16 protein-coding genes are annotated in these 21,650 nt (G+C 73.3%); 6 read left to right on the top strand and 10 right to left on the bottom strand.

Annotated elements, in window-relative coordinates:
• Positions 1-85: 85 nt before the first annotated feature.
• A complete protein-coding gene (locus ACH427_RS08895; protein ID WP_398868733.1) occupies positions 86-1,033 on the bottom strand; it encodes an SMP-30/gluconolactonase/LRE family protein in 948 nt (315 codons plus the stop codon).
• A 200-nt stretch (positions 1,034-1,233) separates the two neighbouring features.
• On the opposite strand from ACH427_RS08895, the gene ACH427_RS08890 reads away from it, so the two are divergent.
• Positions 1,234-2,058 (top strand): ZIP family metal transporter, encoded by an 825-nt coding sequence (locus ACH427_RS08890; protein ID WP_398868732.1) that lies wholly within the window; start codon positions 1,234-1,236, stop codon positions 2,056-2,058.
• Between the two features lie 50 nt (positions 2,059-2,108).
• Here ACH427_RS08890 and ACH427_RS08885 read toward each other — a convergent pair whose 3' ends face one another.
• Entirely contained in the window at positions 2,109-6,665 is a 4,557-nt protein-coding gene (locus ACH427_RS08885) for a hypothetical protein (RefSeq protein ID WP_398868731.1), read from the bottom strand.
• Positions 6,662-7,063 (bottom strand): hypothetical protein, encoded by a 402-nt coding sequence (locus tag ACH427_RS08880; RefSeq protein WP_398868730.1) that lies wholly within the window; start codon positions 7,061-7,063, stop codon positions 6,662-6,664. The genes ACH427_RS08885 and ACH427_RS08880 overlap by 4 nt, the downstream gene beginning before the upstream one ends.
• Positions 7,064-7,286: 223 nt before the next feature.
• Here ACH427_RS08880 and ACH427_RS08875 point away from each other — a divergent pair, with 223 nt between their 5' ends.
• The 3 genes from ACH427_RS08875 (at position 7,287) to ACH427_RS08865 (ending at position 11,898) form a co-directional block, all read left to right on the top strand.
• Positions 7,287-8,414 carry a PP2C family protein-serine/threonine phosphatase gene (locus ACH427_RS08875; protein ID WP_398868729.1) on the top strand — a complete coding sequence of 376 codons (1,128 nt, stop codon included), beginning with the start codon at positions 7,287-7,289 and terminating at the stop codon, positions 8,412-8,414.
• 293 nt (positions 8,415-8,707) lie between these two features.
• Entirely contained in the window at positions 8,708-10,318 is a 1,611-nt protein-coding gene (locus tag ACH427_RS08870; protein WP_398868728.1) for a serine/threonine-protein kinase, read from the top strand.
• Positions 10,315-11,898: a serine/threonine-protein kinase gene (locus ACH427_RS08865; protein ID WP_398868727.1), complete on the top strand. Its 1,584-nt coding sequence runs from the start codon at positions 10,315-10,317 to the stop codon at positions 11,896-11,898. The genes ACH427_RS08870 and ACH427_RS08865 overlap by 4 nt, the downstream gene beginning before the upstream one ends.
• A 52-nt stretch (positions 11,899-11,950) precedes the next feature.
• Here the strand turns inward: ACH427_RS08865 and ACH427_RS08860 are convergent, their stop codons facing one another.
• Both ACH427_RS08860 and ACH427_RS08855 read right to left on the bottom strand, forming a co-directional pair.
• Entirely contained in the window at positions 11,951-12,331 is a 381-nt protein-coding gene (locus ACH427_RS08860) for a hypothetical protein (RefSeq protein ID WP_398868726.1), read from the bottom strand.
• Between the two features lie 80 nt (positions 12,332-12,411).
• Positions 12,412-13,164, bottom strand: a complete 753-nt coding sequence (locus tag ACH427_RS08855) for a uracil-DNA glycosylase (protein ID WP_398868725.1) — start codon at positions 13,162-13,164, stop codon at positions 12,412-12,414.
• Between the two features lie 72 nt (positions 13,165-13,236).
• On the opposite strand from ACH427_RS08855, the gene ACH427_RS08850 reads away from it, so the two are divergent.
• Complete coding sequence (locus ACH427_RS08850; RefSeq protein ID WP_398868724.1) at positions 13,237-13,599, top strand: DUF488 domain-containing protein; 363 nt, start codon at positions 13,237-13,239, stop codon at positions 13,597-13,599.
• Positions 13,600-13,711: 112 nt separating this feature from the next.
• Entirely contained in the window at positions 13,712-14,077 is a 366-nt protein-coding gene (locus ACH427_RS08845) for a hypothetical protein (protein ID WP_398868723.1), read from the top strand.
• 32 nt (positions 14,078-14,109) lie between these two features.
• Here the strand turns inward: ACH427_RS08845 and ACH427_RS08840 are convergent, their stop codons facing one another.
• From ACH427_RS08840 to ACH427_RS08820, 5 genes are all read right to left on the bottom strand, one after another.
• On the bottom strand, positions 14,110-14,706 hold the full coding sequence (locus ACH427_RS08840) for a 2'-5' RNA ligase family protein (protein ID WP_398868722.1): 597 nt from the start codon (positions 14,704-14,706) through the stop codon (positions 14,110-14,112).
• A 27-nt stretch (positions 14,707-14,733) separates the two neighbouring features.
• On the bottom strand, positions 14,734-15,996 hold the full coding sequence (locus tag ACH427_RS08835) for a hypothetical protein (protein WP_398868721.1): 1,263 nt from the start codon (positions 15,994-15,996) through the stop codon (positions 14,734-14,736).
• Positions 15,997-16,045: 49 nt separating this feature from the next.
• Positions 16,046-17,692, bottom strand: coding sequence for an ABC-F family ATP-binding cassette domain-containing protein (locus ACH427_RS08830; protein WP_398868720.1), 1,647 nt, complete (start codon positions 17,690-17,692; stop codon positions 16,046-16,048).
• 550 nt (positions 17,693-18,242) lie between these two features.
• Positions 18,243-20,801, bottom strand: coding sequence for an ABC transporter permease (locus ACH427_RS08825; RefSeq protein ID WP_398868719.1), 2,559 nt, complete (start codon positions 20,799-20,801; stop codon positions 18,243-18,245).
• A 49-nt stretch (positions 20,802-20,850) separates the two neighbouring features.
• Positions 20,851-21,630, bottom strand: coding sequence for an ABC transporter ATP-binding protein (locus ACH427_RS08820; RefSeq protein ID WP_398868904.1), 780 nt, complete (start codon positions 21,628-21,630; stop codon positions 20,851-20,853).
• Between the last annotated feature and the right edge of the window lie 20 nt (positions 21,631-21,650).

Here is a 21,650-nt window from a genome sequence, read left to right as displayed (position 1 = left end):
GCCGGACGGCCTCGGGCAGCGGGCCGGCCGGCGGCGTGGACGGTGGGACCCCGTCGGCCCGTCACCGTTTCCGTACGGTCCCCCGTCAGCCGACCGTCACCTTGACGACACGGCCGGACGCCTCGGACACGAACAGCTCGCGCCGCCCGTCGTGGTCGCCGAAGCCACGGGGGACGCGGACGCTGGTGGGCATGCGCAGCCCCGACACCAGCACACAGGACCGGCCGGTGGCCGGGTCGACCTGGAGGAGTTCACCGTCGCGGAAGCTCGCGACCACCAACGTGCCCTCGAAGGCGGTGAGGTCGTCGAGAACCTTGGTCTTCAGCGGGTTCGGGCTGAGTTCGACGACCGTGGTGCGGGCCGCCGGATCGTTCAGGGGGACGCGCACGACCGGGGACGCGGTGTCGGTGATGACACTCGCGTACAGCTGGTCACCGACGATCTCCAGGCCGTTGGTGCCGAAGACGTCCGCCGCCCGCGTCCACTTCTCGTCCTTCGTGCCGTCCGGCCGGATCTTGAGAATGCCGGTGGCCAGCTCGCGGCTGACGTAGAGATTGCCTACGGAGTCGATGACCAGGCCGTTGACGCCGGACAGCCCGTCCACGAACGTCTCCGCCTTCGGGGCGGCGGCGGTCGGATCGAACCGCACGATGCCGCCGCCCGTCGCCCAGGAAGACAGCGGATTCACGCCATAGTTGACGTACATCATCCCGTCGGGACCGCGCCGGATCCCGCCGGGGCCGCTCACGGGGACGCTGGCCTTGAGCGTGCCGTCCGGGGCGTAGCCCTCGACCCGGTTCTTGGTGAGGTGCGCGACCCAGAGGGTGCCGCGCCCGTCGAACTCCAGGTTCTCCTTCCAGTCGAGCAGCGGCACGCCGCCCTCGTGGAAGACCTCGGCGCCCGCCTTCTCCGTACACGCGGCGAGGGCCCTGGCGCCGGACGCCTGAGCCGCGGCGGCAGGCAGCCGCGAGCCACCGGCCAGCAGCGCGGACACGAGGCTCGCGGCGAAGACCGCTCTGCGTAAGCGCATCATGACGGGTGGGTCCTTTCGATCGCGGGGCGCGTCGGAGCAGTTCGATTGCCCTGACGGTACGGCGCTGATAACGCCCCGACCTGCGAGGTAACGAGCTTCTCAAATTCACGGCCGAACTGTTTTTAGGCAAGCCTCACTTGACTTAAAGTCGACGGTCGCCTCCCCCCACTTCTCCGCTCTCTCCACCACGGAGGCTCCCCGTGTCCAGCTCGAACATCGCCCTGCTCGGCGCCGTCGCGGGCTTCACCATCTACCTCGGACTCCCCATCGGCCGACTGCGCGGGCCCACCCCCCGCCTGAAGGCCGGCCTGAACGCCACCGCCATCGGCATCCTGATCTTCCTCGTCTGGGACGTCCTGGCCCACGCCTGGGAACCGGTCGACCAGGCGCTCACCGACCACTCCTGGGGCACCGTCGCCTCCGACGGTGCCGTCCTCGCTCTCGGACTCACCCTCGGGCTGGCCGGCCTCGTCTCCTACGACACCTGGGCCGCGCGCCGCCGCGCCGCCGCACACCGGACGGACGGCCCGGGCGCCGCCGTCGCCGAACCCGCGCGTGACGCCCGTACGCAGGCGGGCGAGCTGGCCCTGATGATCGCCACCGGCATCGGACTGCACAACTTCGCCGAGGGCCTGGCCATCGGCAACTCCGCTGCCAAGGGGGACATCTCCCTGGCCGTACTGCTCATCGTCGGATTCGGTCTGCACAACGCCACCGAGGGCTTCGGCATCGTGGCCCCGCTGGCCGCCGAGGGCGAGCGCCCCTCCTGGCTCACGCTGCTGTGGCTCGGCCTGATCGGCGGCGGACCCACGTTCCTGGGCACACTCGTCGGCCAGCGCCTGGTGAACGACACCCTCTCGATCGCCTTCCAGGGCCTGGCCGCGGGCTCGATCCTCTACGTCGTCATCGAACTCCTCGCCGTGGCCCGCAAGGCGGCCGTGAAGCAGCTCACGACGTGGTGCGTCCTGCTCGGACTCCTGCTCGGCTTCGCCACGGACGCCGTCGTCACGGCGGCGGGGGCCTGACCCACGAGGCCGGGACGGGCGGCCCCGAACTCCCGCCCGTCCCGGCCTCGTCACTCGCAGCCGGTGCGGCGGCCGACGCCGGGCAGGAGGTCCTTCCACTGCTTGTCGGACATGGGGGCGGTGCGGACGGAACACAGGGTGCGGGTGAGCTGGCCGAAGTCGGTGCTCACCACGAGACCTTGGCTGCCGAAGGCCTTGAGGGGGCTTCCCCCTCTCGCCGTCATGAAAAGATCACCATCAGGGCTCACGTCGATCACGTCCACGCCCTGTGCTCCATCGGACATCACGAGCTGTTCGTCGTCGCCGCCGGGCTGGGCGCCGTCCGGGTCCGAGATGCGCCACAAGCCGAGAAAACCGTCGGAATTCCAGGCCGCCAGCAGCCGACTGTCCCGGGATGCCTTCACAGACTGGAGCTTGGGGGTGGGGCCCAGCAAGGGAACCCCGTGCTGCTGCGGCTTGCGCAAGTCCCACAGCATCGGCCGGCCGGCTTGGGAGAGAGTGGCCAGGGTGCGGTCGGAGGTGAGAACGGTGTCCGTCCAGTCCTTGCTGTTGATCGAACCGGTCAGCTTCGCGGTGCCGTCGTCGGCGACAGCCCATATATGCGCGTTGGGTTCCTCGGTCGAGCGTGCCTTCTCCTTGCTCACCAGGAAGGCACCGCGAGAGGTGCCGTACATCGCCGACGGCCTTTCCTTCACCGTGTCCGCCCGTCGGGGGTGCCGGGGGTCGCGTACGTCCCACAGCTGGGTCTCCAGCGGGGCCATCAGCACCAGCACACCCGCCGCCTCGAGACCCAACAGCTTCTGGCCGTCACCCTCCGGCCAGGGCACCTGGGCGAGACGCTCAGGGTGGTCGATGTCGCGGATGTCCCAGATCTCGACCGCGCTCCCGGCTTCGCCCCGCAGAGCGAGGAGGGTGCCCTCGCGATCCACCGCGGCCTCCGCGGGGTTGTCGTCCTTCACCGCTCCGGCCGGCAGCTCGAACTCGTATCCCGGCCGCAGCCGGCTGTTGTCGAAGTGCCACAGCTTGAGGCGGGTCTGGTCGCTGTTCCGACTCAGCAGATACCGCCCGTGCGCGATGAACGTGGCCGTGGCCCAGGGCTTCGGCAGCTCGGCGACCCGCTGTGAGGCAGTGCGCGTATCACCGATGTCCCAGATCCGCACCGGGCTCTTGTCGGCGTAGCCACCCCCTGTCACCACATGACGTGCGGCCGGGTCGAACGCGGCGCCCGGCGCGTTCCACGTGTGCACGAGCGTCGCCGGCAGGGACCGCGGCGGGGACTCGCGAACGGCGATCCGCCCGGTCTCGTCACCGACCGCCATGCCCCGGCCGTCGGGCTGGTAGGCGACGGAGCGCGCCTTGGCGTCCAACGGCACATCGCCGTCCAACGAGGCATTGCGGGACTCGGTGAATTCATAGGTATGGAGCGACCGGCCCGCCTCGTCCGCCACAGCCAGGAACGCCCCGTCGGCGCGGAAGGCGAGGGACTTGTAGAGACCACGGGACAGGCTGTATCCGGGGACATCGTCCCGGCTCCGGGGATGAGCCGGGTCCGTCGTGTCCCACAGCTTCAGCTTCTGTATGCCCCCGCCGACCAGCAGCCGACTGCCCGGTTTGAAGGCCAGGGAGAACACGTGGACATCGTTCAGCGTGACGAGCGGCTTGAGCGTACGCGCCCGGCCGGTGTCCAGCAGCCGCACGGATTCGTCCTGGACCGATGCCGCGAGCACCCGCCCGTCTGGGCTGTAGGCCACCTCCCCGACGATCCTGCCGTCCTTGTCGTCGGCGACCTGGACCACGCTGGACACCGGGTGGGCGGGATCGCTCACGTCCCACAGCCACACCCGCCCGCGCTCCGCCGGCACCGCGAAGGTCCGGCCGTCCGGGCTGAAGGCGACCCCGCTGGAGATGTAGCCCGCCGCGGCCGGCACCCGGGCCACCTGGCGTGGGTGGAGCGGGTCGGCCGTGTCCCAGACGAAGAGGGCCTCATGCGTGGCGCCCATGAGATAGCGCCCGTCCGGACGCCAGGCGGCACTCACCGCCCGGCCGGTCCGCAGCACGGGACCGGCGGCCGGGTGGTACGGGTCGCCGGTGTCCCACAGCCGCACGGTGCCGTCCTCGGACGAACTGGCCAGCACCTTCCCGTCCTTATGGAACGCCAGCTTCAGGACCTGGTCGGTGTGCCCGGTCAGGCGGATGCTCACCGGGGCCATCGCGCTGCGGAGCAGGCTCGTCCGCGCCTCGACCGTGTGCGCCGCGCCGTACGCCGCGAGGCTCAGGTCGAGCGCCGCCCCCGCGTCCAGCGCTCGCATGGATTCCGCCTGCCCGGCGATGAGCTTGGAGTCCAGCACCGCCGCCCGCTGCTGCGAGCGCCCCCGCTCGATGACGGCGAACGTGCCGACCCCGGTGAGCAGCAGCGCCAGGCAGGCCGCCACGGCGGCGAAGGCCACGCGGCGGCGCCGGCGGCGGCGCGCCGCGCGCACCCCGGCCTCGGCGAACGCCCGTTCCGTCGCGGTGAGCGCGATGGACGGGCCGGTGTCCGCCGGGGCCAGCCAGCCCCGGATCCGCTCCAGGCGGCTGCCGGTGTAGAGATAGCCGGGGTCGCGGCCATTCTCCTCCCAGGCCGTCGCCGCGTCGGACAGCTCCTGGTGGGCGAGGAGTTCGGCCCGCGCGTCGCGGATCCATAAGCGCAGCCGGGGCCAGGCGCGCAGCAGCGCCTCGTGGGATATCTGGGCGCCGTCCTGGTCGACGGTGACCAGGCGGGCGGCGGCGAGGCGGTCGCACACGTCCGCGATGAGCCGCCGCTCGTGCTCCGGCCGCTCGGCGAGCAGGCGGGGGAGGTCGACCCGGCGGCGTACGGCCTCGGCGTTCGCGGTCAACTGGATCATGCGCAGGAGGAGTTCGCGCAGGGCCTCGCGGGAGGGTTCGTCCAGTTCCTGGTAGAGGGTCTCGGTGGTGGTGGCGACGGACTCCCGGATGCCGCCGGTGGCCTGGTAGCCGGCCAGGGTGAGGAGGGCGCCGGAGCGGCGCAGCCAGGTCTCGCGGAGGGCGTGGGCGAGGAACGGCAGCGCGGTGGCTTCGGGTGCGCCGTCCGCCGGGTCGTCCCGTCCGGAGTCCTGCCGCAGGTCCGCCATGAGGCGGTCGGTGAGGCCGTCCTCCAGGGCGAGCCCGGCGCGGAGCGCGGGCTGTTCGACGGCGGTCCGTAATGCCGCCTCGCCCATGGGCGACACGGTGAACTGGCCGTGTTCCAGGGCCCGCACGAGCTCGGGGTGGGCCAGACAGCTGCCGTAGTGGTCGGCGCGCAGCCCGAGGACGACGCGCGGGCGTGCGGGCCCGGCACCGCCGGTGGCGCACAGCAGGCGTACGAAGCGGGTGCGTTCCTCCGGATCCGCGCAGCGGGTGAAGGTCTCCTCGAACTGGTCCACGATCAGTGACCGGCAGGCCGGGAAGCCCGGCCGCGGTGCGGGGAGTTCCTCTCCCGCGGCCAGCGCGCGGTGGACCTCGTCGGCCGGGTGGCCGGTCGCCCGGGCCCAGCGCTCGGCGAGGGCGCGCAGCGGGTGCGGGCCGGGCGCGGGCAGCAGCAGGGCGGGCCAGGGCACGCCGGGGCGCCCGGCTCCGTGCCGGTCTTCCAGGCCCGCGAGCAGCCCGGCTCGCAGCAGCGAGGACTTCCCCGCGCCCGAGGCCCCCACGAGGACGAGCGGCCGGCCGTCGGCCGCCGGGTCGCAGACGGCGTCCAGCAGTCGCCCGGTGATCTCCTCGCGGCCGAAGAAGTGGGCGCGGTCCTCGGGCCGGAAGGGTTCCATGCCGGGGTACGGGCAGGGCACGTCGGCGGGCGGCAGCGCGGCCGCGGGGCGCTCCGGGCGGTAGGCGCGGTTCGGGGCGACGACCAGCGCGCCGAGGGTGCCCCCGCTCTGCCGGTGCGGGCGGACCGGGCCGTCCCTGAAGGCCCGGTCGAGGTACGCGTGGACGTCGTCCATCGTCAGCAGGGGCGGGCCGGACGGGTCGCCCTCCTCCAGCAGCCGCAGCAGCCGGCCGCCGAAGAGGGTGTGCCGCTCCCCCTCCGGCGCGTAGGAGAGGGCGAAGTCGGAGGCGGAGGTGAGCAGGAAGCTGCCGTTGGGGAGGGCCGAGTCGTAGACGCCGCGGTGACGGCCGGGAGCGGCGGCGCGCCCGGAGAAGCAGCAGTCGAGGACCACGACGCTGCCGCCCATGGCGCCGCCGAGCAGGTCCTTGACGACGCCGTACGGCACGCCGTGGGCGATCGTGTCCTCAGCCAGTGAGCCGCGGGTGGCGAGGTAGAGCTGGTCACCGGGGCCGAGGAGGCCGTGGCCGGTGTAGCAGAAGAGCACGGTGCCGGTGGCTTCGGCGACCGCTTGTTCGACTGCGCCGATCACCTCGGCGGCGGTGGCGTCGGCGGGGACCCTGCGGACGTGTTCTTCCGGCATTCCGCAGCCGTCGCGGAGGATCCGGCCCAGGTCGTCGAGTGTGGTGTCGACGCCGGGCAGCGCGGGGAGGGCCGATCCGGACGCGTGCCTGCCGGTGCCGACGAGCACGGCCCGGGCGCCCGGCGCGGCCAGGCCGGTCGCGGGGGCCGCCGTCGCGTCGCCGGTCATGGCGTCGGCGGCGTGGCGGGCGGCACTTCGGCGGGGCCGTCCTCCAGGGTGGCGGCCAGCCGCTGGGCCAGCTCGGCGGCCTGCCGGGCGTCGAGCCCCTTGACCTCGGTGGTGCTGAGGGTCATCCGCGTGCCGTCGGGCCGGGTGATCGTCACTGTCTGCGTACCGCGGCGGGTCCGTACCCAGGCGACCACCGCCCCGGCGAACGCGGCGGCCACACCTCCTGGCTCGAGCAGCGCCAGCACGACATCCCCGGCGGTCCCCATGGCCCCCGGCAGCGGCTCGTCCGCCCCCCTGCGGACCCTGCCGCGCAGCGCGGGCTGCCCGCCGAGCCAGCGCCTCAAGTCATCGGGCCCCGCGGGGCCGTTCACGCTCTCCACGGTGATGGTCACCTGCATGCTGTGAGCGTAGTGACGGCGAGGGGCGCGTGGGGGACATTGACGGGAACGGCTGTCCGATCAGGGCGCCGGGGTGGGCGCCGACACGACCCGCCATCGAACATTACTTCGACGACACCCGCCGATCACCGGCAGGGCACAGGCCCCCGCCCGACGGCGGGCACCCAGCGGCGGGCGCCCAAAAGAAGCCATATATCCATATTGCACAGATATGATGCCCAGCATGGGCAAGCCTGGACAGCAGCGTCTCCACCGACCCCAAGGCCGGTGGTCGCCGGTTCTGCTGTCCCCCGTGCTCCTGACGGCCGTCATCGCCAGCCTGGCGTACACCACCCCCAGGAGCATGGCCTTCAGCCGCATCCTGCCCGCGGCCCCCGCCCTCGCGGCCGCCATGTGGCCCGTGCTGCCCACGGTGCTGCTGGGGACGGTCTGCTTTCTGCTCATGATCGGGCTGGGCATCGTCTTCCCCGACCTCGGGACGGGGTACACGGCGGCGGGGATCGTCGCGGTCACCGTGGCGGCGGCCTACGGCAGCCACGTCCGGCTCCAGCGCGAGCAGTCCCTGTTCCAGGTCCGGCTCGTCGCCGACGCCGCGCAGCAGGTGGTCCTGGGCCCGATGCCGCGCTGCTACGGCGGCATCGAGGTCGAGTCGCTGTATCTCGCGGCCGCCGCGGAGGCCCGCATCGGCGGCGACTTCTACGAGGTGGCGGACACGGGCTTCGGCGTCCGGCTGCTCATCGGCGACGTACGGGGCAAGGGCCTGCCGGCGGTCGGCGCGGCCGCGGCGGTGGTCAACTCCTTCCGGGAGGCGGCCTACGACGAACCCGACCTCGCCGGCATCGCCCACCGCCTGGAGGCCAGCAGCACCCGCTACAACGCCGCCTTCCCCCCTGACGACCTGATGGAGCGCTTCACCACCGCCGTCCTCGTCGAGATCCCCTGCGAGGGCGGCATCGTCAGAATCCTCAACTTCGGGCATCCCCCGCCGCTGCTCCTGACCCGGGAGGGGGTACGCGTCCTGGACCCGACCGCCCCCTCACCCCTGCTCAACCTCGCGGACCTGATCGGCGATCATTACCAGACCGACACCTTCGCCTTCGCCCACGGCGACCAACTGCTCCTCTACACCGACGGCGTCACCGAGGCCCGCGACCGCGCGGGCGAGTTCTTCCCGCTGGCGGACTGGATGCGCCGGCAGACCCCGGCCCACCCCCGCGAACTGCTCGACAGGCTCCACCGCGATCTCCTCCGGTACAGCAGCGGCGGCCTGGACGACGACATCGCCGCGCTGGCCGTACGCTCCCGCGAGGCCCCTGCTCCGCTGGACGGCCCAAAAAGGCAGGCTGCGTAGCGGCCGCCCACCGGCCGAGCCTCGCCCTCGCCCTCGCCCTCGCCCAGGACACAGGCACCGACGTCCGGCGTGAGGTCCTGGAGCAGTGCTCCCTCCGCCCGTTGTCATAGGCATCTGCCAGAGTGGCGACAGCGGTTGATCTACGAACGGGTTCGGGAGCGTGCCACAGTCGCGTGCGGCCCCGCGAAGCGCCACCCCATGCGCCCCGTCCGGAAGGACCTCGGCGTCTTCCTCACCCCAAAGCTCGCACCCTTAGTAAGATCCACCCGTTCCAGGGGGAGGACGGATTCGGCATGGGCATGCTGGGAGCGGACAGACCGACGCACGTAGGGCCGTTCCGGACGGTCGGGGTGCTCGGGCAGGGTGGCATGGGGCAGGTGCTGCTCGGGGTGGCGCCCGACGGGCGGCTCGTGGCCGTCAAGCGGGTGCACGCCGATCTGGCGGAGGACCCCGGGTTCCGTACGCGGTTCCGGCGGGAGGTGGACGCCTCGCGCCGGGTGTCCGGGGCCTACACCGCGCCGGTCGTCGACGCCGACCCGGACGCGCCGACGCCATGGCTCGCCTCCCTCTTCCTGCCGGGGCCCGCGCTGAGTGAGGCGCTGGACGCGGGCGGCACACTGCCCGAGGAGGCCGTACGGCTGCTCGCCGCCGGGCTCGCCCAGGCCCTGGACGACATCCACCGGGCGGGCCTCGTGCACCGGGACCTGAAGCCGTCGAACGTGCTGCTGACGGAGGACGGCGTACGGGTCGTCGACTTCGGGATCGCCCGCGCCGCCGACCACGAGACGAAGCTGACCCACACGGGCGCCGTGATCGGCTCGCCCGCGTTCATGTCGCCCGAGCAGGTCCGGGGCGAGCGGCCGGGGCCGGCGAGCGACGTGTTCTCGCTCGGCGTCACGCTCGTCACGGCCGCCACGGGCCGGAGCCCGTACGCGGGGGACTCGCCGCTCGCGCTCATGCACGCCGTCGCCCACGACGCCCCCGACCTCGGCTCCCTGCCGCCCCGGCTGCGCCGGATCGTCGAGCCGTGCCTGGCGCAGGACCCGGCCGCCCGGCCGGCCCCGGCCCGGCTCCTCGCACTGATCGGCCCGCTCCCCCCTCCCGCCCGGCCCTGGCCGGCAGCGGTGTACGAGCGGATCGCGGAACGCCGGTCCTGGGCGGCCCGGCTCGCGGCAACGGCCGGTACGGCGCCACCGGCCGTCCCGGCCGTCCCGCCCGTCCCAGTGGCACCCCCCACCGTGGGGACGGCACAGCCTCCGGCGCCACGTCGCCGCTCCCGCCGGCTCATCACCGCGATCGTGGCGGGCGCCGTGCTCGCGGCGGCCGCGGTCGCGGTCCTGGCGATCGGCCCGGCCGACGTCTACTACGCATTCGCCCCCGAGCCCGTGCCGACCCCCGGCTCGGTCCCGCTGGCGCAGGTGCGGGACAAGTACACCAAGACGGTCCCGACCTGTGTGCAGGTCCGCGGCAGCATGAAGGCCCCGTCCGGTTTCGGCGACCCGGGGGGCAACTTCCCCGACTCCGTGTGGCAGGCCCAGGACGGCGGAGGGCACACACACCCGCAGACCTCCTGCGACTGGACCACCCGCTCCGGCGACCAGATCAGCGTCGTCTGGGACCTCTACCCCTCCCGTCCCGGCGGCCCCACCGGCGCCGAGCTGGCGAAGCGGCATTACGAGGGCTTCTACATCCGCGACAGCACCCCGCGCGATCCCGGGCTCGGCTTCGTGGAGGAGGGCATGTGGCTGAAGCGCTCGACCGAGAACAACTGCGTGCTGTACGCACGGGACGTCAACCTGGCCCTGTTCGTCGAAGTCAAGGGCGTCCACTATCCGAAGGGCGGATGTGAGGGCGTCACGAAGGACATGGCCCGCCAGAGCGTGCGAGCGGTGGCGTCCCTGTGAGCTCGCCGCTGCCGGAGAAGGCCGGGCCGTACGTCCTCCTCACCGAGCTCGGCCGGGGTGGCATGGGCCGGGTGCTGCTCGGTGTCGCGCCGGACGGCCGGCCCGCGGCGGTGAAGCTGGTGCACGCCCGGCACGCGGCCGACGACGGTTTCCGGTCCCGCTTCCGGCGGGAGGTGGCGGCCTCGCGGCGGGTGTCCGGCGCGTACACCGCGGCCGTCCTGGACGCCGACGCGGACGCCGAACTCCCCTGGCTCGCCTCGGTGTTCGTGGCAGGCCCCTCCCTGGGGGCGGCCGTGGAGCGCGCGGGCGCGCTGCCGGAGCCCGCCCTGCACCGGCTGGCGGTGGGCCTCGCGACGGCGCTGGGCGAGATCCACCGGGCCGGTCTCGTCCACCGCGACCTCAAGCCGGAGAACGTCCTGCTCGCGGAGGACGGCGCCCGCGTCATCGACTTCGGTATCGCGCGGGCGGCGCGGTCCGGGGACGTCACCGAACTCACCGGCACCGGCTGGGTGGTCGGCTCGCCGCCGTACATGTCGCCCGAGCAGGCGCAGAGCCGGGAAGTGACGGGCGCGAGCGACGTGTTCTCACTCGGGTCGGTGCTCGTGATGGCGGCGACCGGCCGCAGCCCGTTCTCCGGCCCTTCCGCGCTCCAGACGCTCTACAACGTCGTCCACACCGAGGCCGACCTGAGCGGCGTACCCCGGTCCCTGCACGGGATCGTCGCCCGCTGTCTGGCGAAGGACCCGGCCGCCCGGCCCACGCCCGGCGAACTGCTCGCCTTCCTCGGCCCGGTGGCCCCGGCGGCCCGGCCGTGGCCGCCCGCCGTGCACCGGATGGTCGACGAACAGCGGGCCCGCGTCGCGGGCCTGCTCGACGGCGCCCCCGAGCGCACGGCACCTCCGCCGGGCGCCGCCGCTCCGGGGACGGCCGTGCTCACGACGTACGACACGCCCGCGGCGCCACCGACAGCCGCGCTCACCACGTTTGGCGCCCCCGCCGCACCACCCCGCCACCGGCGTCCCCTGACCTGGGTCGCGGTGGGCGCGGTGCTCGCGGCGGCGGTCGGCGTGGGCGCGTATCTGCTGCTGCGTGAGGACGGCGGTGGCAGCGGCGGCACGCCGGACAAATACGTGACGAGGCCGGTGTGTTCGGAGGCCGTGTCCAAACTTCCGCTCCAGGGGGAGCGGAGGAAGGACAAAGACATCGAACAGCAGGACCCCGCGCGGACCGAGTGCTCCTGGTACGACAAGGATCAGCCCCAGCCGGACGGCTGGAACTTCACCCCCAGCGCGGACGTCTCCTGGGAGCTCTACCGGTCGGACGACGGCCGCGACGGCACGGCGAGGGCGCGCAAGGAATTCGCTCACGACCCCAAGGACACGCGCGACGAGACCGGCTTCGGCGACGCCGCGTACTGGACGGCCTCCGCGAAGGACCGGAAGACCTGCCAGCTCAACGTCCTTGACGGCAACCTCGTCGTGCGCGTCTTCCTGGACGGCACCCGGCACCCCGACTGCGAAGCCGAGGCCAAGGGCGTCACGAAGGCCGCGCTGGCGGCCATGCCGCCGCGCGCCGACTAGACCACGGACCTGCGGGAACGCATCCGAACCCCGGTCCGCGACGATCCCCTGATCACCCGAAAGGAAGCCGGTCACCGGCCTCACCGGTCGTGGGCCACCGCGCGCCCTTGACGGTCAGCCCCAAGCTCGTCGGCGCCGGTGGCCAGTGCCCGCAGGCCGGGCGGCAGCCCCGCGCGCTCGCGCGGGGCCGGCCGCGACACGAGCGCCACCACCTCGCCCGCCGCCCCATCACCTCCCCCACCAGGGACGGTCCCCGCTCCGTGAGCCGCACGGTCACCTCGCGCCGCATCGCCGGGTCGGCCTTGCGCCCGGCCGGCCCGGCGGCCTCCAGCATCCCCATCGCCGTGGACGGATTGCCCTCCAGCACCACCAGCGTGCGCAGCTGTGGGAGCGTCAGGTTCTCGTCCGTCCCGGCCAGGGCCCGCGCGGACATGCCCACCACGGCCGCGAGATCGCCATGGTCACTTGTTGCACGCGGTCGAAGGCCGCACGCCGAAGCCGGGAACAGGATGCTCAACGCATCGGCCCGATCGGCAGCCCCGCGGCGCCGGCTCCACGGCGCAGCACGTCGCGGAGCATGTCAGGGGTCAATGTCCGTGTGGACATGTTGCGTTGGCTCGGATGGTAACTGCCGATCAGGCGCAGGCGCTGTTCACCGTCGGGGGTGACGAGCTGTGACTCGGCGCCGTGCCCGAAGGCCGGGCGCGGGCGGGGCAGCCGCCAGCCCGCGCTCGCCAGCACGGGCAGCAGCGCCTGCCAGGCGAAAGCACCGAGCACCACGATCGCCCGCAGTCCCGGGCGCAGCAGTTCGAGTTCGCGGGCGAGCCAGGGGCGGCAGGTGTCCCGTTCGACGGTGGTGGGCCGGTTGTCCGGCGGCGCGCAGTGCACCGGCATGGTGATCCGCACCCCGGACAGCTCCATCCCGTCGCCGCGGTGGGTGGCCCTCGGCCGGGAGGCCAGGCCGAGCTCGTACAGCGCGGCGAACAGCGCGTCACCGGACGGGTCCCCGGTGAAGACCCGTCCGGTGCGGTTGCCGCCGTGCGCGGCGGGGGCCAGCCCGACGATCGCCAGCGGGGCGTCCGGCGGCCCGAAGCCGGGCACGGGCCTGGCCCAGTAGTCCCACTCCTGGAAGGCCCTGCGCTTCACGCGTGCCACCTCCTCCCGCCAGGCCACGAGCCGCGGGCAGGCCCGGCAGGTGACCACCGCCGCGTCCAGATCCCGGACCGTGCCCACCCGGGGAGCGGTCACCGCGGGGAAGTCCTGCATACTCGCGCTCCTCTTCATAAAATGGATGAATCGGAAATTTCCTGCACGCCGCGCGGTCCGGAGGGTGCCGTCATGGCCACGAAGATCACGTACCGGCGAGTCTACGAGGAGACCTCACCCGAGGAGGGGCGGCGCGTGCTGGTCGACCGCGTCTGGCCGCGCGGCATGCGCAAGGAGGACGCGCACCTGGACGCGTGGCTGCGCGACGTGGCCCCCTCCACGGAGCTCCGCCGGTGGTACGCCCACGACCCCGGCCGCTTCCCCGAGTTCCGCCGCCGCTACCGCGCGGAGCTGCGCGACACCGAACACCGGCAGGCCACGCGGCACCTGCGCGACCTGGCCACGCACGACAGACTCACGCTGCTGACGGCGACGAAGGACGTCGACCACAGCCAGGCGGCGGTCCTGGCGGAGTGGCTGAGCGGGAAGGGGTGACCGGGGCTTCACGGGTGGGGATCCTCCTTCTCACCATCCTGGCGCAGGTCTGCCGAGCCTCGGACAGCCGTAGGCTGTGGCGCCGAGACCGGTGAGAGAAGAGGGCACGTCCGTGGGCATATATGTGTCGGTCAGAGGGTGGCTGGAGTGCGACGAGAAGCAGCTCGTCGCGGCGCAGGAGATCATCTCGGCTCACGAGGACGGCCATTACTCCCACGGGTGGGGCGCCCCCCGTCGGCACATCAACTGGACCCACTACCTCTTCTACGGCGCCGACATCCGGGATTCGGCCCTCGACTGGATCCTCGGCCAGCTCGGGGAGAGCGCCGGGCTCCCGGCCTTCGACGATGACGGGGACCGCGTCAAGGGGCTGTTCCTCGCCCGCCATGAGGTCGACGGCACGGCCGAGTGGCGGATCGGCGAAGGGGAACTCCGCGTATCGCCGGGCGACATCAGGCACGCGTACCTCGACGGGTAGAGCACGGCGGCGCGGGGCGGCCGGGCGGCGCCCTATCGCTCGTACTCCCCCAGCCGGTGCACCTCCCCCGTGCCCAGTGTGACGCGGGCACGGGCCCGCATCGGGCCGTTGTCCCGGCGGGAGAGCAGGGTCACCTCCTCGACCTCCGCCGTCAGCGTGCCGAGGCGGGCCGCGCATTGCGGGGCCAGGTGTCGTGGGTCCCGTGTGCGGCCGAGGGACAGGTGTGGGGTGAAGCGGCCGCCGCAGAGCGGGAAGCTCAGCCTCAGAGCCCCGTGGAGGCGGGTCCACGGCCCCGGCCCGGCCGCGGCCGGGTCGAGCCACACCGTCGCGTCACGGCGGTGCCTGAAGTACCGCACGCCGGCCAGCCGCGCCGTGAACGCCGGGCTCTTGGCCGCCACGGCGGCGAGCAGCGGCAGGGCCCGTGCGAACTCCTCCTCCGGCACGAAGCCGAAGAGCAGGTTCACATGCGGGGGCCACCGGCGGATCTGCGGGTCGTGCTCCCAGCGGATGTCCTGGATCGCGGGCCAGAGCTCCCGAGGCGGCAGCCACGCCACGGCCGTACGGGCCGTCGGCGGCACCTCGAGCGCGGCCGGCGGCTCGGCCCCGCCGGCCGGCGGATTACCGTCCATGCTTCCATCGTCCCGGCCGCGCCCCGGTCACACGAGCCGGGGCCGTCCCGCTGCCGCCCGTCCGAGCAGCTCGCTGACCGAGCCGGTGAAGCGGGGGCCCTCGACGAGGCGGCAGCCGATGGTCCAGGCGCCGGGGTCCTCCCCCAGGTGGTGATCGGCCAACTCCGTGATCCCGCGGACCAGCCGCATCGGTCCCTCCTCGTCCTGGCGCGGGATCACACACTGCGTCGGGTGCCATCGGGTGATCCCGGGCAGCCCCGCCGCGTCACGGAGGACGAGATCGGCGGGGCGCGCCAGTTCGAGGATGTCACCGACGCCGACGCCGCCCTCGCCCACGTACGAGAAGGGCACCGCGAGGGAGCGGTCCGGCCGCATCGGCAGGGTGCGCAGCAGGTGGCGGCCCGTGGGCCGGTCCGACAGCAGCCGGGACCACACGAACCGGTCCGGCCACCGGGTGGCCGCCAGGACCCGCAGGTCCTCGGGACATCCCGGGTGGGCCACGAGCTCGGGAGCCTGCCCGCGCAGCCGCGTGCTGCCGGCCTCCGCCGCCTGCCGGACGCGGTCCCAGTCGAGCGCGATCCACCGCTGGTCGGGCTCCGGGTCGGGCTCCGCGGCGAACCTCGCGAAGAGGTGGTCGCGGCGCCGCCGGTCACCCGCCAGGGCCTCGCGCAGGGCCCGCGCGCCCGCCTCGCGCACGGAGGCTTCGAAGGCCGGACGCACCTCGTCCAGGAGGGCCCCCTCGCCCGCCGCCACGACCTGTCCGAGCAGGTCGAAACGGTCATGGCGCGCCAACAGCAGGCCGGCCGCGAGCTGTTCACCGGCGTCCAGGTGGACGCGGTCGCGCCCGTGGCCCGGCTCGGGCCAGTCGGGCAGCAGGGCGCGCAGGCGCAGCATGGGGTGGTCGGCGAGGAGGAAGTCGCGGGGGAAGGGGGCGTCGGCGAAGGGCCACACCGCCTCGCCGTCGCGCCAGGCGGTCAGGAACGGCGGCAGGACGGCGCGTGCGAAGAAGCCGGCCAGGGAACCCGGGCCGAAGCCCGTGGTCCTACGGGCCCACTCCTGCCCGGGATCCCACAGCAGGCCCTCGAACGAGTCGCGCTGCCGGGCGGCCTGTTCTTCCCTCGCGACCGCTTCCCTCGCGGTGCGGCGTATGCCGTGGTTCCTCTCCCACAGCCCGTCGGGGAGCCGGTCGCGGGGTGTGGCGATCAGACGCAGCCGGGTGGCGACCTCCGTCAACAGGCCAGGGGAACCGGCGTAATACAGCAGCGAAGGGATCCGGGCAGTGGCGATCATGCGCCCACGGTATGCGAGGCCAGGCTCCCCGGGCCCGGGGAGCACGTGCTCAGCCCGCGGCCGTCCCGGCGCGTACCTCCTCCTCTGTCGTGTCCCGCAGTTCGCCGTCCAGGCGGAGCCAGCGCGTCACGCCGATGGACTCCAGGAAGCGGAGGTCGTGGCTCGCCACGACGAGTGCCCCCTCGTACGACTCCAGGGCCGTTGTCAGCTGTTTCACGCTCGCCATGTCGAGGTTGTTCGTCGGCTCGTCGAGCATCAGCAGTTGCGGGGCGGGCTGCGCGAGCATCAGGGCCGCCAGGGTGGCCCGGAAGCGCTCGCCGCCCGAGAGGGTCGCGGCCCGCCGGCTGGCGCGGGCGCCCTTGAAGAGGAAGCGGGCCAGCCGGGCCCTGATCTCGTTCCCGGTCGCCTCGGGGGCGAACCGGGCGAGGTTCTCCGCGACGGTCAGTCCGTCGTCGAGGACGTCGAGCCGCTGGGGCAGGAAGCGCAGCGGCACATGGGCCGTCGCCTCCCCGGAGAGCGCGTCCAGCTCGCCGGCGATCGTGCGCAGGAGCGTCGTCTTGCCCGCGCCGTTGCGACCGACGAGCGCGATCCGCTCGGGGCCGCGCAGCTCGAACTCGCCTTCCACGCGGGCCCCGTAGCGCAGGCGCAGCTCGCGCAGCGTCAGCACAGAGCGGCCCGGCGGGACGGCCGTGTGCGGCAGGTCGACGCGGATCTCGTCGTCGTCGCGCACGGCCTCCTCCGCCTTGCCGAGCCGGTCCCTCGCCTCGGCGAGCCTCTCCTCGTGCATGATGCGGTGCTTGCCCGCGGAGACCTGGGCCTGGCGTTTGCGCGCGCCCATGACGATCTTCGGCTCGCGCTTGCTGTCCCACATCTTCTGGCCGTACCGCTTGCGGCGCGCCAGTTTGACCTGGGCGTCGGCCAGTTCGCGCTGCTGCTTGCGCAGGTCGGCCCCGGCCACCCGCACCATGCGTTCGGCGGCCTCCTGCTCGGCGGCGAGCGCCTCCTCGTACGCGGAGAAGTTGCCGCCGAACCAGGTGATCCCGCCCGCGCGCAGGTCGGCGATCTGGTCGACGCGTTCGAGCAGTTCACGGTCGTGGCTGACCACGACCATGACGCCCGGCCACGCCTCGACGGCGGCGTAGAGCCTGCGGCGCGCGTGCAGGTCGAGGTTGTTGGTGGGCTCGTCGAGAAGGAGGATGCCGGGCCGGCGCAGGAGCAGGGCCGCCAGGCGCAGCAGGACCGACTCGCCGCCGGACAGCTCGCCGGTGGTGCGGTCCAGGCCGATGTGGCCGAGGCCCAGCCCGGCGAGCGTCGCGGTGGCGCGCTCCTCGACGTCCCAGTCGTCGCCGACGGCGGCGAAGTGCTCCTCGCGCGCGTCCCCCGCCTCGATGGCGTGCAGGGCGGCGCGGGTGCGGGCGATGCCGAGGACGTCCTCGACGCGGAGCCCGGTGTCGAGCGTGACGTTCTGCGGGAGGTAACCGATCTCACCGGCCACGCGTACGGTGCCTTCGGCCGGACGGAGTTCCCCGGCGAAAAGCTTCAACAAGGTTGATTTTCCTGAGCCGTTGAGGCCGATGAGGCCGGACCTGCCGGGGCCGAAGGCGGCCTGGAAGCCGTCGAAGACGGTGGTGCCGTCCGGCCAGGCGAAGGAGAGGGACGCGCAGGAGAGGAAGGCGGGGGCAGAGGTGGGTGACATGGGCATACGGGCCTCGCGGGGTCGCTTGAGGTGGGAGGTGGCCAGGAAGCGCACGGGGACACCGCGGGGCGACCGCGAAGGGGCGGGGGATGCGTCGTCAAGGATCCCCGCACCGACGGGAGGACGGCTGAAGCGTCGAGGTCGCACACGGAACGCGAGCAGCGGACGCGATGACGGCGTGGCTGCGCGGCGCGGTGTCTCAAGACCTCAGACGAGCAACGTCCTTCTCCGATCGACGGCAACAGGGGCGTGACCAACGTATGAGGGGTGCCGGTGGTGCGTCAACGTATTTATCGACGGTGGCGGGCAGCGCGGCTTTGCCGGGAGTGCCGGGCCGCGTGCTCGATTCCCTGCACGGGAAGACTTCCGGAGCGAGTGGCCGCTCCGGCGTCAGGCACATCCGAGGCCGGAGTGCGGTGACCGCGGTCGTCCGTCGAGCCGGAAGGGACGGTCCCCGCCCACGGGAAACACGCCTTCGCCGGTTCACGGCCGTGGTCGGCCGTGAACCGGCGAGGACAGCGCTCGGTGATCTGTGGCCCGAAGGCCGTCCTCACGCTTCCGCGACTGCTTCCAGCGGGCTCAGGGCGGCTGCCCGGCGGGCCGGGACGGCGGCGGCGAGCGCGCCGATCGCGAGGGATGCCACGCAGATGAGGAGCAGGGTGCCCCAGGGCATGGCCAGGGAATACTGTTCCATCGCTCCGTTGGCCAGGGCGCCGACCGCCCAGGCGCCGAACAGCCCGCCCGCCAGGCCGAGGAGGGTGCCGAAGGCGGCGACGGTGACTGCTTCCAGGCGGATCATCCGGCGGATGCCGGCGCGGTCCATGCCGATGGCGCGCAGGGCGCCGATCTCGCGGGTGCGTTCGGTGACGGACATGGCCGAGGTGTTGACGATGCCGAGCGAGGCGATCACGATGCCGATGGCGAGCAGCCCGTACATCAGGGTCAGCAGGTCGCCCACGGTGCCGGCCTTCTCGCGGACGATGTCCTCGCGGTCCTGCACCTTCAGCAGCGGGTTGTTGCCGACGGCGGTGCGCAGCCGGTCCTCGGTGTCCGCGGAGACGGTGCCGGTGCGGACGAGGACGCGCTGGACGGAGTCGGGCAGGTAGCTGTTCTTGGCCACTTCGGTGCGGGCGCCGAGTGCCGCGTCGGCGATGGGGTTGTCCTTGTAGACGGCCGCGACGGTGTACTTCTTGAACTCCTGGCTCCGGCCCATGCGGGCGTTGATCTCGCCGCCCGCGCGGACGCCGAGGTGCTGGGCGGTGGTGCTGGAGAGGGCGATCCGGCCCGGCCGGAGGTCCGCGAGGGAGCCGCTGGTGAGGTCGAGCTTCATCACGTCCTTCACGGTGGCGGGGTCGACGCCGGAGATGCTCTGGGCCATGCCGCCGAGGACCGCGGTGGAGTCGGTGACGGCGGTCGCGGTCCGTACCCCGGAGGTGTCGGCCACTCGCTTCACGGCGGCCGGGTCGATGCCGTCCAGGTTGCCGCGGGTGCTGATCACGTAGTCGGCGCCGAGGCCGGAGGCGGCCTGGTGGTCGAGGGCCTGTGAGGTGGAGTGGCCGAGGACCGCGAGCCCGGCGACCATGGCCGTGCTGATGATCAAGGCGGATGCGGTGGCGGCGGTGCGCCGCGGGTCGCGCAGCGCGTTCTCCCGGGCGAGGTGGCCGATGACCCCGGAGCGGCGGGTCAGGAGTCCGGTCAGCCGGATCACGGGGGCGGCGAGCAGCGGGGCGAGCACGATCAGGGCGACGACGAGGAGGGCGCAGCCGAGCATCGCGTTCTGCACGTTCTCCTCGGAGGCGCTCCTGGCCCCGGTGAGGGAGATCAGCCAGCCGGCGCCGAGGACGAGGAGGACGAGGCCCGCCACGGCGCGGACCCGGGACCGCGTGGTGGTGGGCGGCTGTCCGGCCGAGCGCATCGCCTCGACGGGCGCGACCTTCGCGGCCCTGCGGGAGGGCAGCCAGGCGGCGAGCACGGTGACGCCCACGCCCACGCCGAGCGCCGCCAGGACGGAGCGCGGGCCGATCACCAGGGGACCGCTGGGCAGCGGGTCCGCGCTGGTGCCCAGGAGGCCGGGCAGCACGGAGGCGACGCCCAGGCCGAGGACGAAACCGGCTGCCGAGGCGACGAGGCCGACCAGGAGGGCTTCCCAGAGGACGGAGCGCACGACCTGGCGGCGCGTGGCGCCGATCGCGCGCAGCAGCGCGATCTCACGGGAGCGCTGGGTGACGAGCATGGTGAAGGTGTTGACGATGAGGAACGAGCCGATGAACAGCGAGACTCCGGCGAAGATCATCGGGATCTTCTTGTAGCCCTGGGTCCGCATGTCGATGTTGGTGGCCTGCTGCGCGGCCCGGGCGCTGCCGGTGGTGGCCTCGGCCCGGTCGGCCGGGAGCAGGGCGGAGACCCGGTCGGCGAGCTCGGCCTGGGGGGTGCCCGGCGTCGCGGACAGGTCGATCGCGGTGTAGTGGCCCGGGGTCGCGAACAGCTTCTGGGCGGTCGCCTTGTCGAAGAGGGCGAGGGTGCCGCCGGCGGTCACCCGGGGGTCCTTGGTGGTGACGATGCCGACGAGCCGCTTGGTCATCACCGGGCCGTCGGTGGCCAGGGTGACCGTGTCACCGATGCGGAAGCGGCCCGCGGCGGCGGTGCCGCCGTCCACGGCCAGTTCACCGCTGTTCGTGGGGGCATGGCCCTTGACCAGGGGATAGCGGCTGTCCTTGCCGTCCGCGCCGGGTACGTAGGCGTCGGCCGGGTGCGCCCATGCCTTGTCGGCCCGCAGCGGGCTGCCGTCCGCGGCGTTCAGGGTGGCCACGCCGTCGGCCGTCGGCCGCACGGAAGCGACGCCGGGTACGTCGGCCAGCTTCCGCACGAGCGCGTCGTCGAGCACATCCGCGCGCTCGGTCACGGCGGTCCCCAGCGGGGGCGCCTTCGGGCTCACGGTGACCGCGATGCCCGCGAAGTTCTGCGACGCGGCGGCACGGCGGGCCGCCGCGGAGGAGTCCGCGAAGACGAGGGTGCCGCAGACGAACGCGACGCCCAGGCAGACCGCGAGGACGGTCATGGCCAGACGGGCCTTGTGCGCCAGGACGTTGCGCAGGGCTGTTCTCAGCATGGGGAGCTTTCGGGAACGTAGGGGGAGGGGCGTGCGGTGCGGGCGCGGGTCAGCTGGTGCGTGAGCGGGTGTCGAGGGCCTTCATCCGGTCCAGGACCCGGTCCGGTGCGGGGTGTGTCATCTCGTCGACCAGGCGGCCGTCGGAGAGGAAGACCACGCGGTCGGCGTAGCCGGCGGCGACGGGGTCGTGGGTGACCATGACCACGGTCTGGCCCAGTTCGCGCACCGACTCGCGCAGGAAGCCGAGGACTTCGGCCCCGGCGCGGGAGTCGAGGTTGCCGGTGGGCTCGTCGCCGAAGATGATCGCGGGGCGGGAGACCAGGGCGCGGGCCACGGCGACGCGCTGCTGCTGTCCGCCGGAGAGCTGCGCGGGCCGGTGGCCGAGGCGCTGGGAGAGGCCGACCATGGCCACCACGCGGTCCAGCCACTGCCGGTCGGGGCGGCGCCCGGCGATGGCGAGCGGCAGCGTGATGTTCTCCAGCGCGGTCAGCGTCGGCAGCAGGTTGAACGCCTGGAAGATGAAGCCGATCCGGTCCCGGCGCAGCTCGGTGAGCTGCCGGTCGTTCAGGGCGCCGAGTTCGGTCGTGCCGATGCGTACGGAGCCGGAGCTGGGGGTGTCGAGCCCGGCGGCGCAGTGCATCAGGGTGGACTTGCCGCAGCCGGAGGGTCCCATGATCGCGGTGAACTCGCCCTCCCGGAAGGCGATGCTGACCCGGTCCAGGGCGGTGACGCGCGTGTCGCCGCTGCCGTAGACCTTCGACAGGTCGATGGCCGCGGCCGCGACCGCGGACGTCGGGTCCGGCGCGTACGGGGCAAGGGGATCGGCGATCACAAGGACTCCTCTTCGGA

The sequence above is a fragment of the Streptomyces sp. NPDC020379 genome (genome assembly GCF_044387105.1).
In the GTDB taxonomy this organism is placed as follows: domain Bacteria; phylum Actinomycetota; class Actinomycetes; order Streptomycetales; family Streptomycetaceae; genus Streptomyces.
Note: the sequence above shows the minus strand (reverse complement) of the source record. Positions and strands in the feature narration are given on the sequence as shown.

Bases quoted from the DNA above. Each gene is read 5' to 3' on its own strand.
- ACH427_RS08895 (WP_398868733.1), bottom strand. From the start codon at position 1,033: ATGATGCGCTTACGCAGAGCGGTCTTCGCCGCGAGCCTCGTGTCCGCG.
- ACH427_RS08885 (WP_398868731.1), bottom strand. From the start codon at position 6,665: ATGACCGGCGACGCGACGGCGGCCCCCGCGACCGGCCTGGCCGCGCCG.
- ACH427_RS08880 (WP_398868730.1), bottom strand. From the start codon at position 7,063: ATGCAGGTGACCATCACCGTGGAGAGCGTGAACGGCCCCGCGGGGCCC.
- ACH427_RS08875 (WP_398868729.1), top strand. From the start codon at position 7,287: ATGGGCAAGCCTGGACAGCAGCGTCTCCACCGACCCCAAGGCCGGTGG.
- ACH427_RS08870 (WP_398868728.1), top strand. From the start codon at position 8,708: ATGGGCATGCTGGGAGCGGACAGACCGACGCACGTAGGGCCGTTCCGG.
- ACH427_RS08860 (WP_398868726.1), bottom strand. From the start codon at position 12,331: ATGTCCGCGCGGGCCCTGGCCGGGACGGACGAGAACCTGACGCTCCCA.
- ACH427_RS08855 (WP_398868725.1), bottom strand. From the start codon at position 13,164: ATGCAGGACTTCCCCGCGGTGACCGCTCCCCGGGTGGGCACGGTCCGG.
- ACH427_RS08850 (WP_398868724.1), top strand. From the start codon at position 13,237: ATGGCCACGAAGATCACGTACCGGCGAGTCTACGAGGAGACCTCACCC.
- ACH427_RS08840 (WP_398868722.1), bottom strand. From the start codon at position 14,706: ATGGACGGTAATCCGCCGGCCGGCGGGGCCGAGCCGCCGGCCGCGCTC.
- ACH427_RS08835 (WP_398868721.1), bottom strand. From the start codon at position 15,996: ATGATCGCCACTGCCCGGATCCCTTCGCTGCTGTATTACGCCGGTTCC.
- ACH427_RS08830 (WP_398868720.1), bottom strand. From the start codon at position 17,692: ATGTCACCCACCTCTGCCCCCGCCTTCCTCTCCTGCGCGTCCCTCTCC.
- ACH427_RS08825 (WP_398868719.1), bottom strand. From the start codon at position 20,801: ATGCTGAGAACAGCCCTGCGCAACGTCCTGGCGCACAAGGCCCGTCTG.